The 14,463-nt window shown below is 65.2% G+C and carries 11 protein-coding genes; 9 read left to right on the top strand and 2 right to left on the bottom strand.

The annotated features are described in order from the left end of the window. Positions 1 to 18 precede the first annotated feature (18 nt). Genes ACVMIM_RS21460 through ACVMIM_RS21450 form a run of 3 tightly spaced genes read left to right on the top strand, consistent with a single transcriptional unit; the run spans position 19 to position 2,603 of the window. Positions 19 to 363 carry a RidA family protein gene (locus tag ACVMIM_RS21460; protein ID WP_476114405.1) on the top strand — a complete coding sequence of 115 codons (345 nt, stop codon included), beginning with the start codon at positions 19 to 21 and terminating at the stop codon, positions 361 to 363. A gap of 9 nt (positions 364 to 372) precedes the next feature. After that, on the top strand, positions 373 to 1,383 hold the full coding sequence (locus tag ACVMIM_RS21455; RefSeq protein WP_476114403.1) for a succinylglutamate desuccinylase/aspartoacylase family protein: 1,011 nt from the start codon (positions 373 to 375) through the stop codon (positions 1,381 to 1,383). Positions 1,384 to 1,424: 41 nt separating this feature from the next. Continuing rightward, positions 1,425 to 2,603, top strand: coding sequence for a hypothetical protein (locus ACVMIM_RS21450; RefSeq protein WP_476114402.1), 1,179 nt, complete (start codon positions 1,425 to 1,427; stop codon positions 2,601 to 2,603). A gap of 189 nt (positions 2,604 to 2,792) precedes the next feature. Here ACVMIM_RS21450 and ACVMIM_RS21445 read toward each other — a convergent pair whose 3' ends face one another. Next, the gene (locus ACVMIM_RS21445; RefSeq protein ID WP_476114400.1) at positions 2,793 to 2,999 is read right to left on the bottom strand and encodes a hypothetical protein; all 207 of its coding nucleotides are present in this window, start codon (positions 2,997 to 2,999) and stop codon (positions 2,793 to 2,795) included. A 419-nt stretch (positions 3,000 to 3,418) separates the two neighbouring features. Here ACVMIM_RS21445 and ACVMIM_RS21440 point away from each other — a divergent pair, with 419 nt between their 5' ends. Then, a complete protein-coding gene (locus ACVMIM_RS21440) occupies positions 3,419 to 6,007 on the top strand; it encodes an EAL domain-containing protein (protein WP_476114399.1) in 2,589 nt (862 codons plus the stop codon). Positions 6,008 to 6,496: 489 nt separating this feature from the next. On the opposite strand, the gene ACVMIM_RS21435 is transcribed toward ACVMIM_RS21440, so the two are convergent. Continuing rightward, a complete protein-coding gene (locus ACVMIM_RS21435) occupies positions 6,497 to 7,615 on the bottom strand; it encodes an NAD(P)/FAD-dependent oxidoreductase (protein ID WP_476114397.1) in 1,119 nt (372 codons plus the stop codon). A 102-nt stretch (positions 7,616 to 7,717) separates the two neighbouring features. On the opposite strand from ACVMIM_RS21435, the gene ACVMIM_RS21430 reads away from it, so the two are divergent. The 5 genes from ACVMIM_RS21430 to ACVMIM_RS21410 all read left to right on the top strand — a co-directional run bounded on the left by ACVMIM_RS21430 (position 7,718) and on the right by ACVMIM_RS21410 (position 14,448). Next, entirely contained in the window at positions 7,718 to 8,623 is a 906-nt protein-coding gene (locus ACVMIM_RS21430) for a LysR family transcriptional regulator (protein WP_476114396.1), read from the top strand. 89 nt (positions 8,624 to 8,712) lie between these two features. Then, entirely contained in the window at positions 8,713 to 10,794 is a 2,082-nt protein-coding gene (locus tag ACVMIM_RS21425; protein WP_476114395.1) for a hydantoinase/oxoprolinase family protein, read from the top strand. Positions 10,795 to 10,799: 5 nt separating this feature from the next. Continuing rightward, positions 10,800 to 12,785, top strand: coding sequence for a hydantoinase B/oxoprolinase family protein (locus tag ACVMIM_RS21420; protein ID WP_476114394.1), 1,986 nt, complete (start codon positions 10,800 to 10,802; stop codon positions 12,783 to 12,785). Further along, positions 12,782 to 13,084: a (2Fe-2S)-binding protein gene (locus ACVMIM_RS21415; RefSeq protein ID WP_278048723.1), complete on the top strand. Its 303-nt coding sequence runs from the start codon at positions 12,782 to 12,784 to the stop codon at positions 13,082 to 13,084. The genes ACVMIM_RS21420 and ACVMIM_RS21415 overlap by 4 nt, the downstream gene beginning before the upstream one ends. Further along, positions 13,081 to 14,448, top strand: a complete 1,368-nt coding sequence (locus ACVMIM_RS21410) for an FAD/NAD(P)-dependent oxidoreductase (RefSeq protein WP_476114392.1) — start codon at positions 13,081 to 13,083, stop codon at positions 14,446 to 14,448. Before ACVMIM_RS21415 ends, ACVMIM_RS21410 begins: the two co-directional genes overlap by 4 nt. The last annotated feature ends 15 nt before the right edge of the window (positions 14,449 to 14,463 follow it).

The following is a 14,463-nucleotide window of genomic DNA, read 5'->3' as shown; positions in this document are numbered from 1 at the left end:
ACCTCGAAAGGATCCAATATGATCAAATACTTCCAGTCCGGCTCGCGCATGTCGCAGGCGGTGGTCTATGGCGGCATGGTGCATATAGCCGGCCAGGTCGCCAACGATCGCAAAGCCGGCATCGAGTCACAGACGAGCGACGTGCTGGCCAAGGTCGAGGCGCTTCTCAACGAGGCCGGCAGCAGCAAGTCGAAGCTGGTGGCGGTCAACATCTTCCTGCCGCAGATCGGCGACTTCGAAGCGATGAACAAGATCTACGATGCCTGGGTCGATCCGGCGCGGCTACCGGCCCGGGCCTGCGTCGAAGCCCGTCTGGCCGATCCGGATCTGCGCATCGAAGTCACCGCGGTCGCGGCTGTCTAAGGGGACGCTATGCATACCGGCCTCGTCCACACGCTCGATTTCGACCGTGACGGCAAGACGCTTGCTCATCTGAGCATCCCGTTCTCGATCGACCGGTCGCCTTATTTCCAAGTCAAGGTGCCGATCTGCACGATCCGCAATGGCGAAGGTCCGTCGCTGCTGCTGATGGCCGGCAATCATGGCGACGAGTATGAGGGCGAGCTGTCGCTGGCGAAGCTGGTGCGCCGCCTCGATCCGGCTGCAATCCGCGGCCGCGTCACCATCCTGCCGATGACGAATGCCCCGGCGGTGATGGCGGCCAAGCGCTGCTCGCCGCTCGACGGCGGTAACCTCAACCGGGCGTTTCCGGGCGATCCGTCGGGCACGCCGACCAGCCGGCTTGCGCATTTCCTGGAGACGGAATTGTTCGCCCGCCACGAGGTCATCTTCGATATCCATTCCGGCGGCACCTCGATGGAGCATCTGCCGACGTCACTCGTCGAGCGCAACGCCGATCCCGAGCGGCATCGGCGCGGCGTCGAACTGATGCGCACGCTCGGCATGCCCTTCGGCTTCATCGCTGACAACGGCCCAGCATCACCGACCTCGATGGGCGCGGCGCGTCGCGCCGGCGCGATCGGCGTCAGCGGCGAGTTCGGCGGCGGCGGCACGGCGACGGTCGAATCGATGGCCCTGACCGCCCGCGCGCTCGACAGCCTCATGGTTGCGCTGGGCGTGATGGAGATGCCGTTGCTGGCGCCCGGCGCCGGGCCTGCAGTGCCGACGCGGCTGCTTTCGCTGTCGCGCCACAGCCAGGGCCTCTACGCGACGCGGCGCGGCTGGTTCGAACCGGCGGTCAAGCTCGGCGACAGCGTGAGCGCCGGGCAGGTCGCGGGCTGGTATCACGATTTCGAGCGGCTGGACGCCGCCGAGGAGGCCCTGCATTTTGCCGAAGGCGGCATCGTTTTGTCGCGCCGGCTGCACACGATGTGCGAGGCCGGGGACTGCCTTATGCAGGTGGCGGAGCCCGTCGAGGGCTGACACTAAACAACGCCAGGCAGCGCCAGAAACAGAGGACCAGCATGCAGCTTTCGATGTGGACCTATCCGTGGGATATCCAGGATCTCGGCCTGGAGACGGTCGAGCGCGACCTCACTCGCCGCGCTGGGCTCAATATGGTGAGCCTCGCGACCTCCTATCATGCCGGGCGGTTCCTGCAGCCGCGCAGCCCGAAGCGGAAAGCTTATTTCCCGGAGGACGGCACGATCTACTTCAAGCCGTCGGCGGCACGGTGGGCCGACCTCGTCATTCAGCCGAAGGTGGCGGATGTGATCGGCGAGGGCGGCGACGTGCTTGGCGAGCTCATCCGCCGCCGCGAGGCAGGCGGGCCAGGGGTTTCGTGCTGGACCGTGTGCCTGCACAACACGCGCCTCGGCATGCTGCACCCTGAGGCCGTCACCCGCAACGCCTTCGGCGATCCCAATTATTACAACCTCTGTCCATCGCATGCTGACGCGCGCGCCTATGTCCGCGCGCTGGTCGCCGATATCTCGTATGGCTACAGGCCGGACAGGATCGAGCTTGAAAGCCCGTCCTTCATGGGTTTTGCGCATGAATATCACCATGAAAAGGACGGCGTCGGGCTGACGCCGGAGGACGATTTTCTCCTCTCGTTGTGTTTTTGCCCGTCCTGTCTGGATCGCGCGGCCAAAGCCGGCGTCGATGGCAAAGCGGCGCAAAAACTCGTCGCGCAATGGATCGTAGAGGCCTGCGAGCGGGCGGTGCCTGCGCGGCGCTTTCCCGATTTTCCGGCGGGCGGGCTAGATGTCTTCCGGCCCTGGCCCGAACTCCACGCCTATCTTGCCTGGCGCTTCGAGCCGGTCACCAGTCTCGTCGCTGAACTGCGCGAGGTGGCGCATCCGGCGACGAACGTCCTCGTCATTGACCTGAAGGACGGCTGGCTCGGAGGCTGCGACCTCGCGGCGCTCGGCCAGGTCTGCGATGGGGCGATCCTGTGCGCCTACGACATGCGGCCGGGCGATGTCGCAAGCCTGGTAACGGCCGGTCGCGCCGCGCTCGGCGCCGGAAAGTTCCTCGGTGCTGGCTACCGGCTCTTTTATCCTGAAATGGCCGGGCCAGATGCGCTCGCCGCAAAGGTGAAGCCGGCGCGGCGCCCGGACGTCGACGGCCTCAATTTCTACAATTACGGCCTCGTCCCCGCCGCACGGCTGGATTGGGTGAAAGCAGCTCTCTCACCTTGATCTCTGATGTAAATTCGGTTGTGGCCTGCGGTGCATTCAGCAGTGCGAAGGGCATCCATTATCTTCAAGAAATCTACTGTCATCTGCTCGATGCTAACGCATTGCCAAGCCCTTTTCGTCGTCGACAGCCGGTGCTGAGGGATTTCCACGTGCGCTGAATAGGATTATGGCGCTGCCACAGCAGGCTTGCTATTGCCCGTAACGCTGCTCCAGCGCGTCGGCGATATGTTCGCAAAGCATCTCCCCCGTGACCATGGTGATATGGAGGCGAAGACGTGCGCCTTGCGGATCGACCATTGTGACCACCACGCCCCGGTCGGAGTATTGGACCGTATCCAGCACGTTGTGAATGACGAAGTCGGCTGCGTTGCGCGCCGAGCCGGTGTGATCTCCCACGGCCTTCCTCCCATCCCGAATTCAGCCGGTCGATGCGTTGGTCAGCAGTCGTGCACCGAACGAGCTGCGCCGACAGCCGCCCACTCGTTAAATATGTAGCGGCTTGTATTAGCGTCCAGAAGGATATTTCCGCCCCGCAGCATGCATGTTTGATAGCGACCATGTGCTTGCTCGTGGGCGGCGGCCCTCGGACGGAAGTCAAACGGCGGCAAGCATAACTTTGCTGACTGCTTTCTGGATAGCAGAGGGACAATCTCTGGCTATGATTTGCCCGCTGCACTGCGGCCGCCGAATAAGTCGTTTCAACTTCGATCTTAAGTCAGCTTTAATACATTTAAGCGCGAGATCAGTGAGGCGCTTCCATTTCTCGCGCTATCGGCGCGCGCGGTCGGGACAAGTCTCATCAGATCGGCGTTTGGATGAAACGGTTTAGAGATGTTAGTGTCGGCAGCAAGCTCTCACTGGGCTTCGGACTGGCCTTGCTCTGCATCGTCGCAGTAGGTGTATTTGGCGCTTCGCAACTACGAGCACTCAACAAGGTCACGAGCGAGATTACGGGCATTTGGTTGCCGCAAGTCCAAATCGTCGAGCAGATGAAGCGCAACCTGGCGCAACACCAGCTTTATGCAACGCTGCGCATGAGCACCACCGACGCTCAGCAAATATCTGACATCGACAAACAGATGGCGGGAGAGAGCGAAGAAATGCTCCAAGGCCGCCGCGCCTACCGCAGGAGTGCTGGATCGGCGTCTGAGCAGCGGCTGTTCGACCAGTTTGTCAATCTGTGGACGGCATATCAGGACTCCCTGTCGTCAATTATCCCGCTCCTCGATGCGGGACAGCGAACGAAGGCCGCCAATGAGTTCGAGGCTATTTCAGTTCCGACGGTTGCCGCGGCGGCTGATCGGTTGAACGGCCTCTTGGCGCTCACCAATCAGCGGAGCACGGCTGCCGCCGCCATGGCGGACCGCACCTACACCATCGCACAGCGGCTGGCTTGGGCCGCGATTACCTTTGCGGCCTTATGCCTTGGCTTGCTTATTGTCTGGATACGCCACAATGTCAGCAAGCCGATCCTGGCGGTCAGCGAGGCGATGCACCGGTTGACGCGGGGAGAACACCGCTCGAACCTAGTTGCATTGAAAACGGATAGGCAGGACGAGGTCGGAGTGCTCTTCTCCGCCTTTGCCGGTTACCGTGCCAGTCTGGAGCGCAGCAACGCCTTGGCCCGCGAGGCCGAGCTGGAACGGCAGCACCTCGCTGCCGCTGCCGCGAACATGCCGGTGGGACTATGCATGTTCGATGCCGGGCGACGGCTGGTTTTCTGTAACCAGGCCTATGCCGACTTCTACCATCTGCCAGAGGGCTTGACCCGTCCAGGCACGCAGTGGGCCGACTTGATGCGATATCGTATCGCCGCCGGTCTCTATGTCGGCCATGACCCGGACAAGTATCTCGAAGAGCTCTCGGCGACCATTGATCGCGCCGAGCGCGTGGTAAGCCTTGTGGAACTCAGGGACGGGCGCACCATCGACCTTATCCACCAGCCGTTGCCGGGCGGCGGCTGGCTTGCCACCCACCACGATGTGACCGACTTGCGACGCAGCGAAGCCCGCATCTCGCACATGGCGCGCCATGACGGGCTCACGGATCTGCCAAACCGCATTTTGTTCCGCGAACGCGCCGAGGAAGCTTTGATCGAGATGGAACGCAAGGATAGCAAGGCTGCCTTCCTTTGCCTCGATCTAGACCATTTCAAGACGGTCAACGATACGCTGGGGCACCCGGTAGGCGACGCATTGTTGAAAGAGGTCGCCGCGAGGCTGAGGCAGGTCGTGCGCGAAGAAGACACGGTGGCGAGGCTCGGTGGCGACGAGTTCGTGATCATCCAAAGAGGGGCCGAACAGCCGGTCGAGGCCACCGCCCTCGCGCAACAGGTCATCGATGCGCTGAGCGCGCCTTATGTCGTCGATGGGCATGGGATTGTGATCAGCGCCAGCGTTGGCATTTCCATTGCGCCGAACGATGGCGGGAACGCCGACCAGCTGCTCAAGAATGGCGACATGGCGCTCTATCGGGCGAAGGCGGAAGGACGTAGGACGTACAGGTTCTTCGAGCCGGAAATGGACGCTCGCATGCAGGCGCGGCGGCTTCTCGAACTCGATCTGCGCGAAGCGCTGGCACGGGGTCAATTCGAGATCTACTATCAACCGCTGCTCAATCTCGATCGCGGCGAAGTCAGCTGCTTCGAGGCACTGCTGCGCTGGCACCACCCGGCGCGTGGTACTGTCTCTCCGGCGGAGTTCATCCCCCTGGCCGAGGAGATCGGTCTGATCGTGCCGATCGGCGAATGGGTGCTCAAGCAGGCCTGTCTCGACGCGGCAAGCTGGCCCAAAAGCATCAGGCTTGCCGTCAATCTGTCGCCAACGCAATTTCGCAACTCCCGTTTGCTCTCGACGATCGTCGAGGCACTCGACGCGTCTGGATTGCGGCCAAGCCAGCTTGAGCTTGAAGTCACCGAGACAGTTCTGCTGGCCAACACCCAGGCGACTCTGGCGATGCTGGAACAGATCCACATGCTGGGTGTGCATATCGCGATGGACGATTTCGGAACCGGATATTCGAGCCTGAGCTATCTGCGCTCGTTCCCGTTCGACAAGATCAAGATCGACCAGTCCTTTGTGAAGGATGGCGCCGATGTCAACAGCTCAGTCGCCATCATCCGCGCCGTGACGAGCCTTGGCAGCAGCCTTGGCATGCAGACCACCGCCGAAGGGATCGAAACAGCCGAGCAACTCGAGCGGGTGCGAAAGGAAGGCTGCACCGAGGCTCAGGGCTTTCTGCTCAGTCGGCCGTTGCCTGCCCGGGAGATCCCCGCAATGCTGGAGCGCACTCGAGCTGTCGTGACTGGAGAAATCATCGAGGCCGCACCCGAAACGATGAGCGAGCGGGACAAAGAGCAGCTCTCCGATGAGCGAAGTCGCAGACGTGCGGCTGCTTCCACCTAGAATGTTTCCGGTTCTCTCGCGAGCAAACGTCGTAGCGGTCGATGGGCTCTCCAAGAGGCCGGACTTTAGTTTAGTGAGCGCCTCCAGGAACGGCATATCTGCATCGGCCTCTGGCCGCAGCGCGAGCCCGAGCGCGGTCGCTCGGCCGTAAAACTTACCGGCTCTCATGCGCGCGCCGGCAATCTCAGACCGGCGGCGTCAGATCGCGCACCACTGCTATCTGGTTGAGGTTGCTGCCGGCAAGCGTCGTCCAGCCGACCTCCCATTCGGAGCTGTCGATGGCCATCTGATTGAGCGTCCAGAGCCCGTTCGTGCCGTTGTTCAGGAGCACAGGCTGAACAGGGCAAGGCGCCGTCGGCATTGTAGTCCAGCGAAAGCCGCGCCGAGCCCGCTTTGCGTCTCATATCGGCCGTAGCGGTGAACTCTGGTGTTTCCTACAAGGTGTCATCGCCATGTCTTGGGACAGCCAATGGTTATCAATTCGATTCGTTAGGCTCCGCGGCCGAAGCGATCCACCCTGAAATCGTCGAGCGGTGTTTCGCAGCGGCCGGTCACCATAAGCTCGGCCATGGCATCGCCCACGCCCGGGCCGAGCTGGAAGCCATGTCCGCAGAAGCCGAAGGCGTGGAACAGGCCCGGCGTCGTCGCCGAGCGACCCATGACTGGCAGCATGTCGCGCACATAGCCCTCGCAACCGGACCAGGTGCGGATGACAGCGACCTTCGCGATCGCCGGCAGCAACCGCGCAACGGCGCGCAGTTGCACTGGAAGGCGCATGGGATCGGCGGCCGCATGGCCCGGATCGAGGTCCACGGCCACCCGTTCGGCCGCGCCGCCGAAGACAATGTTGCCGCGCTCGACCTGGCGCAGATAGGCGCCGTAGTCCTTGTCGCGCGTCCAGATGCCAACCACCGGCAGGATCCGATGCGGCAGCGGCTCGGTCACGCCCATCTGTGGGCCGCGGGCATCGAGCGGAACCTGTTCGCCATACAGCGCGGCGATGCGCGCGCCCCAAGCGCCTGCGGTGTTGAGCAGGCATTCGGCCGCGAATGAACCCTTCGAGGTGGCGACGAGGAAACCGGAATCGGTTGCCTCGATGTTGTCGACCATGGCTTCCTCGACGATTTCCGCGCCCAGCTTGCGGGCGGCCTCGGCAAAGGCCGGCGCGATCAGGCGCGGATTGCCGCTGCCGTCATGCGGAGAGAACGACGCCGCGATCGCCTCGGGCCCGAGGCCAGGAAAACGGGAACGGATTTCGCGCGGCCCAAGCTCCTCCAACTCGAGCCCCAAGGAACGCGCCGCCTCGGCATAGGCCCGCATGTCGGCGAGACCGCCTTCATCGAAGATCAGCCGGATATGACCGGTGGCCCGGAATTCCACGTCGCGCCCAAGCATTTTCTCGGCCTCGCCCCACAGCCGAAGCGAGCGGTGGGCCAGCGGAAGCTGGGACAGATGACGCCCCGTGCGCCGGATGTTGCCGAAGGAGGCGACGGTTGCCCCGGTGCCGATCCGGTTGCGTTCGATCAGCGTCACGCGAGCGCCGCGCCTGGCAAGGAAATAGGCCGAAGCCGTCCCCATCAGTCCGCCGCCCAGCACGATCACATCCATAGTCGTTCCTTGATCCTTGGATGCATCCATCTTGTCGGCGCCGCGGTATTGCGTCAAAGATGGGTTTGGGCAAGGCCTATAAGCTTTACCTATGGAGTGACAATGCGGGCTCGGCAGCTTGAAGTGTTCATCGCCGTCATGCGCGCGGGCACCGTGACCGCCGCGGCACGGATGTTGAACATCTCCCAGCCTGCGCTCAGCCAAATCCTGCTTCACACCGAGGACGAACTCGGCTTCACGCTGTTCGAGCGGGTCAAGGGCCGGCTGCGGCCGACCCCGGATGCGCTCGAGATATTCCCCGATGCCGAGAGGCTGTCGGCGGGGCTGGACGGGCTGCGCCGCAAGACCACGGATCTGCGGCTGGGGCGCGCCGGGCTGGTGCGGGTTGCGGCGTCCCCGCCGCCGGCCATGGCTATACTGCCGCGCGCGTTCACTAGGTTCCGGGCGCAGCATCCCAACATATTGCTGCGTTCCCATAGCGCCCCGATCGCCGCGATCGTCGACATGCTTCGCGCCGGCGATACCAGCCTCGGCGTTGCCATGGACGATCGCCTGCCACCCGACATCGCGGCCGACGTGATCGGCAGCATCGGCTTCGCATGCCTGCTGCCCGCCGGACATGCGTTGGCCAGGAAAACCGAGCTGACGCTTGCCGACCTCGCCGGGCAAGAGTTGATAACCTATCGCGGAAACACGCGTCCCGCCGACGAGCTGGCCCACGCGGCCCGCGCGCAGGGGGTGGCGCTTGCGCCGTCGCTCGAGATCGACGCGTCCATCTCCGCGGTCGGCTTCGTCCAGGCGGGTCTGGGTATCGCCCTCGTCGACGCCCTGCTGCCGTGGCAGCAATTTGCCGGGCTTGTAGTCAGGCCGCTCGCGGCTGGACCCGAGTTTCCGATCGCGCTGCTGGCTTCGCGCGCACGGGCCCTTTCGCGGGCCGACGAGATGATGCGCGACGAAATCCGCGCGGCTTGTTCCGCCGTTCTCGGCGACCATCGCGTCAAGGCATAAGCATGGCTTATATCCCTGCCTCTTATACGTCTTGGACGCGCACCGTCCAGCCGTGCCAGCTTTCGGTTGGTTAATCGGGAGAACGGCTCATGGACGGTGCCATCGCAAGCGCGGATGAGGCGCGGAACGGGGCCGACTGGAAAGTCGGCGTCGATATCGGAGGGACCTTCATCGATTTCTGCGCGCTCGAGGCAAAGTCCGGGCGCGTCGCCTCGCTGAAGGTGCTGACGACGCCGGAAGATCCGGGTGCCGAGTTGATGACCGGCCTCGCCCTCCTGGCGGAACGCGAAGGTTTCGATCCCACCCGCATGACGCGCTTCGTGCACGGCACGACCGTCGGCATCAACACCATCATCCAGCGCAAGGGCGCGCCGCTCGCGCTGTTCACCAATGCCGGTTTCGAGGACGTGATCGAGCTCGCGCGGCTTCGCATGCCGGACATGTATTCGCTGTTCTGCGCGCGGCCGGACCCGCTGATCGCGCGCGATATGGTCTTCGGCATTCCAGCTCGCATGCGTGCCGATGGCAGCGAATCGCGAGCGCCGGATATGGCGGCGGTGGAAAGCGCGGTCGCGGCAGCGAAAGCGAACGGGGCGCAAGGGATCATCGTCGCCTTCCTCCATTCCTGGCGCAACGCCGCGCAGGAAGCTGCGGTCAAAGCGGCAATCGCGCGTCTTGCGCCGAACCTCTTCGTCTTTACTTCGGCCGAGGTCTGGCCGGTCATCCGAGAATACGAGCGCAGTTCGACCGCCATCCTGAACGGCTATGTCCATCCGCGCGTCGCCCGCTATCTGACGGCGTTGGAAGCGCGGCTGAAGGATCGCGGTGTGCCGGCCCGCCCGATGCTGACGAAGTCGAACGGCGGGCTGATGAACGCCGCTGAAGGCAAGCGCGCCTGTGTCAACATGCTGTTGTCGGGAACGGCCTCCGGGGTCATCGGTGCCTCGTGGCTGGCACGTCAGGCAGGCGAGGACAAGGTTCTTACCCTCGACATCGGCGGGACCTCGGCCGACTTCGCGCTCATCATAGGCGGCGAGGCGCAGTTCGGCACCGGCGAGCTGATCGGCGAGTTTCCGCTCCATATCCCGTCGGTGTCGGTGAGCTCGATCGGCATCGGCGGCGGCTCGATCGCCAGCGTCGACGCGCAAGGGGTGCTGCGTGTCGGGCCGGAGTCGGCCGGTTCGACGCCCGGGCCGGCATGCTATTGTCGTGGCGGCGAGCAGGCGACGGTGACGGACGCCGTGGTGGTGTGCGGATGGCTCGGTCACAGCGAGATGGCTTATGGCCAGCTCAGGATCGATACGGGCCTGGCGCATCGCGCGGTCGGCGAGCTTGCCGCGCGGCTCGACCGCCCGGTCGAGCAGACGGCCCAGGCGATCCTGGATATCGCGGTGTCGGAGATGTTCGTCGAGGTCGAGAAGCTCGCGTCGCGCGCCGGCGTCGACTTGCGCGATTTCACGCTAATGCCCTTCGGCGGCGGCGGCCCCATGCTCGGCGCCTTCCTTGCCCGCGAACTCGGCATGAAACGCGTCCTGGCGCCGCGCCGCCCGGGCGTGGTGTCGGCGCTGGGCGGGCTGGTGGCCGATCTGCGCGGCGACTTCATCCGCACCATCTTCGGCCCGTTGACGGGCGCATCGCTCCCCATGATCCGCGAGGCGTTCGAGGCACTTGCGCAAGAGGGCCGCGACTGGCTCGCGGCGCAGGGGCACGACGCGGCCGCGCAACTCTGCCTGTCCTGCGACATGCGCTATGTCGGGCAGAGCTATGAGATCGAGGTCGTCCTTTCGCCGAAATGGCTGGCCGAAGGTGACATGACCGCGATCGAGCAGGCCTTCCACCGCACCCACGAGCGGCTTTACGATTTCCACGACCCGGACGGCGCGATCGAGCTTGTGAATGTCCGGCTGTCGGCGATAGGCGCAGGTCCGGCCCTGTCCTTTCCGGAGACCGACGAGATCGATGCTCCGGCCGCGCCAGTGCGCCTGCTGCCCGTCTACACGGGCCTCAGCGTCCAGACCGTCGACCTTCACGACCGGCAGAACCTGGTGCCCGGCAGCACGTTCAGCGGGCCGGCCGTGGTGGTGCAGGAAGACACCACCTTCGCCATACCTGCGGGAACGCAGGCACGCGTCGACCGTCATCTCAACCTTCTGCTGACCTTCCCGGAGTGACTGTCTTGTTTGACCGGACAAACCTTCAGGTTCTCGCAAACCACGCCCGCGCGGCCGCCGAGAACATGGCGCACACGCTGCACCGCACCGCGCACTCCGCCTTCGTCAAGGAGACACAGGACTTCACGGTCATGCTGATGGACCGCTCCGGCGCGACCTTCGCCGTGCCGATGGAACTCGGCGCCACCTGGTATCCGGGGCTTTCCTACCACCGCGCCATCGCCATGGTCGATGACTACCGGCCGGGGGATGTCGCCTTCACCAACGATCCCTATTCCGGCCACGTCGCCACGCATGCGCCCGACACTCATCTGTGGAAGCCGGTTTTCGTCGACGGCGAGATCGTCGCCTGGACCGGCGGGCACATCCACAACACCGACATGGGTGGCGCGGTGCCGGCCTCGCTCAGCCGCGCGCTGACCGAGATCCATCAGGAAGGCATCCGCTTTCCGCCGATGAAGCTGGTGAGGGAAGGCGTCTTCGACGAGACGATCCTCAGGATCATGAGCACCAATGTGCGCAAGCCCGACCTCAACATCGGCGACATCAAGGCGCTGGTCGGTGCGCTCAACACCGGCGAGCGCAAGATTCTGGCGATGGTGAAGAAGTTCGGCAAATCCGGCTTCATCGAAGGCGTCTCCGCTCTCCTCGACCATGCGGAGGCGCAGGCGCGCGACGTGCTGCGTTCCATGCCTGACGGCACCTGGGAATTCGCCGATTACGCCGACGAGGATTCGGTCGAGGCCAATCCCTGTCGGCTGAAGGTGACACTGACGATTAGGGGCGACGAGGCGGTGCTCGACTTCACCGGTTCCGATCCGCAGCTCGGCTCCTCGCTCAACGTGCCTTCGGGCGGCGACCCGCGCCACACCATGTTGCTCGTCGGCGTCTACTACGTGCTCTACACGCTCAACCCGAAGATCCTGCTCAACACAGGCCTTACCCGGCCGTTCACCTGCATTACGCCGCAAGGTTCGGTGCTTAACCCGGTCCACCCTGCTGCCGTCGGCATGCGCTCGCTCACCTGCGCCCGGCTGCGCTCGGTCATATTCGGCGCTTTTTCGCAGGCGGTGCCTGAGCGGCTGCCCGCGGCTCCGGCCGGTAACAACTGCATCGTCAACGTCATGACCACCGACGAGCGCACCAGCAGGACCGTCATCGCAGCGGTGAACCCGGTGGTCGGCGGCGGCGGCGCGATGCCGCATCGCGATGGCACCAATGGGTCGGGCGCCGATGCCGCCTATCTCAAGAACACGCCGATCGAGATCACCGAGACCGAGACTCCGGTTGAGTTCGTGAAATACGGGCTCGCCCGGGACAGCGGCGGTGCGGGCCGTTGGCGCGGCGGGCTGGCGACCGAGATGGCCTTTCGCGTCTTTGCCCCCGACTCCCGGATTACCGCGCGCAACCGCGACCGCAGCTTCTTCCGTCCCTGGGGTGTGCTGGGCGGCAAGGCGGCCGGCCTGTCGGACATGGTCGTCAATCCGGGGACCGAGCATGAGCGGCGGCTGGGCAACATCGACACCGCGGTCCTGCAGCCCGGCGACGTGCTTGAGATCCGCTCCGCCGGCGGCGGCGGGCGCGGCGACCCGCATCGGCGCGAGCCCTGGCGGGTCGCGCAGGATGTGCGGCGGGGCTATGTCTCGCAGGCCTCCGCCGAGCGCGACTACGGCGTCGTCATCCGCGGCGGCGAGGTGGACGAGCAGGCGACGGAGCAATTGCGCGCGCGGCACAAGTCGTCCACCGGCCACTTCCATTTCGGTCCGGAGCGTGAAGGCTACGAAGCGCGGTGGACACGAGCTGCCTATGACCGGCTCCACGCTCTGCTGGATGCCTTGCCGATCCACTGGCGGTTCTTTGCCAAGACGGAGATCTTCCGCCGCATGAAAGGTCGCTCGGGGCCGGAAGGTGTACAGGCCGCCTTCGATGCGGTCTGCGAACGGTTTCCCGAGCTGCCTCGTCCTCGTGCGGTGCGGGAGGCTGCGGAATGATCGCGGCCGGCCGCATCGTCCGGCTGGCCGAGCGCGACCGAGCAGAGGTGCAGTTCCTTCTTGACGGTGAGATCCGCGGCGCGCTGGCGGGCGACACTGTGCTGACCGCCATGCTGGCATCGGGCCACGCGCTGCGAAAGTCAGAGTTCGGAGCCGATCCGCGCGCCGGCTTTTGCCTGATGGGTGCCTGCCAGGATTGCTGGGTGTGGCAGGAGGAAGGATCGCGCCTGCGCGCCTGTACAACGCCTGTCGCTGAAGGCATGCGACTGCGCACGACGCCGCCGGAGAACTGGCCGTGAGCGAGCCACAAGCGCCGCGGATCGTGATCGTGGGCGCCGGTCCCGCCGGCATAAGGGCCGCCGCAACGCTTGTAGAAGCCCGGCTTCACCCGGTGGTGGTCGACGAGGCCAATCGGGCGGGCGGGCAGATCTACCGCCGCCCGCCGGCAGGGTTTCTCCGCACGCCGGAGCAGCTCTACGGGTCCGAGGCGGCGAAGGCGCGCGCACTGCATATGCTCTTCGACAGACTGGCCGAAGAAGGGCGGCTCACTCATTTCGCCGGCAGATCGGTCATCGCCGTGCATGAAGGTAGGCTGCATGTGCTGGGGGAGGGCGGCGTGCAGGTGATCGGCTATGACCGCCTGATCCTTGCCACCGGAGCGTCCGACCGGATGGCTCCGATTCCCGGCTGGCAGAACGCCGGCGTCTACAGCCTTGGCGCGGCGCAGATCGCGCTCAAGGCGCAGGGCGTGGCGCTCGGACGGCGGATCGTCCTCATCGGATCGGGGCCTTTGCTGACGCTGGTCGGCGCGCAGCTCCTCAAGGCTGGAGCGGATGTGGCGGCGGTACTCGACACCTCCCCCTGGCACCGGCAGATGCAGGGGTTCTGGGGACTTTCCGCCCGCCCAATCATCGCGCTGCGCGGGCTGGCGCTGCGGGCGATGCTCGGCCGCCGCTATCACGCGGGCGTTCGGCTGGAGCGGATCGAGGCCGGCGCATCGGGGGTGACGGCGCTGCGCTGGCGCGACGCCGGCGACCGCGAGCGAATCACCGCATGCGACATGATCGGCATGGGTTGGCACCTGCGGGCGGAGACGCATCTGGCCGACCTTGCTGGATGCGCCTTCGCCTATGACGAGCAGTGGCGGCAATGGCTGCCGAAGGCCGACGAGATGGGTCGGGCGGGCAACGGCGTCTATCTTGCCGGCGACGGAGTGCGTCTTCTCGGAGCGGACGGCGCGGAAGTGGCCGGGCGCCTTGCCGCGACTGCGTGTCTTGCGGATCTCGGGCGTCCGGCGCCTTCCGTTTGCGCCGACCTGCGCAAGCTCGCGCGGCTCGAGCGTTTTGCCCGCGGGTTGGCCTGTGCCTTTCCTTGGCCAGTCGCGATGGTGCGAACACTTCCCGACGAGGCGATTGTTTGCCGCTGCGAGAACGTTACAGCAGGAGCCGTGCGCGAGAGCGCGGATTTGGGCGGCGGCGACGCCAATAGGGTGAAGTCGCTTTCACGCGCCGGCATGGGACGCTGCCAGGGACGCTATTGCCAATTGGCCGCCGTCGAGCTCGTCGCGACGCGGGCCGGCTGTACGCCGGGCGCGGTGGGACGGTTCCGCGGACAGGCCCCTGTCCGGCCGGCGCCCATCGGCGCCTTTCTCCAGGAGAGCTGATGCGATTGTGCAAGC

Source organism: Mesorhizobium sp. USDA 4413 (genome assembly GCF_056280365.1).
This window is presented reverse-complemented; position numbering and strand designations above follow the sequence as displayed.

Coding starts and splice junctions, on each gene's coding strand:
- ACVMIM_RS21440 (WP_476114399.1), top strand. CDS start 3,419: ATGAAACGGTTTAGAGATGTTAGTGTCGGCAGCAAGCTCTCACTGGGC.
- ACVMIM_RS21415 (WP_278048723.1), top strand. CDS start 12,782: ATGATCGCGGCCGGCCGCATCGTCCGGCTGGCCGAGCGCGACCGAGCA.
- ACVMIM_RS21455 (WP_476114403.1), top strand. CDS start 373: ATGCATACCGGCCTCGTCCACACGCTCGATTTCGACCGTGACGGCAAG.
- ACVMIM_RS21460 (WP_476114405.1), top strand. CDS start 19: ATGATCAAATACTTCCAGTCCGGCTCGCGCATGTCGCAGGCGGTGGTC.
- ACVMIM_RS21450 (WP_476114402.1), top strand. CDS start 1,425: ATGCAGCTTTCGATGTGGACCTATCCGTGGGATATCCAGGATCTCGGC.
- ACVMIM_RS21425 (WP_476114395.1), top strand. CDS start 8,713: ATGGACGGTGCCATCGCAAGCGCGGATGAGGCGCGGAACGGGGCCGAC.
- ACVMIM_RS21435 (WP_476114397.1), bottom strand. CDS start 7,615: ATGGATGTGATCGTGCTGGGCGGCGGACTGATGGGGACGGCTTCGGCC.
- ACVMIM_RS21430 (WP_476114396.1), top strand. CDS start 7,718: ATGCGGGCTCGGCAGCTTGAAGTGTTCATCGCCGTCATGCGCGCGGGC.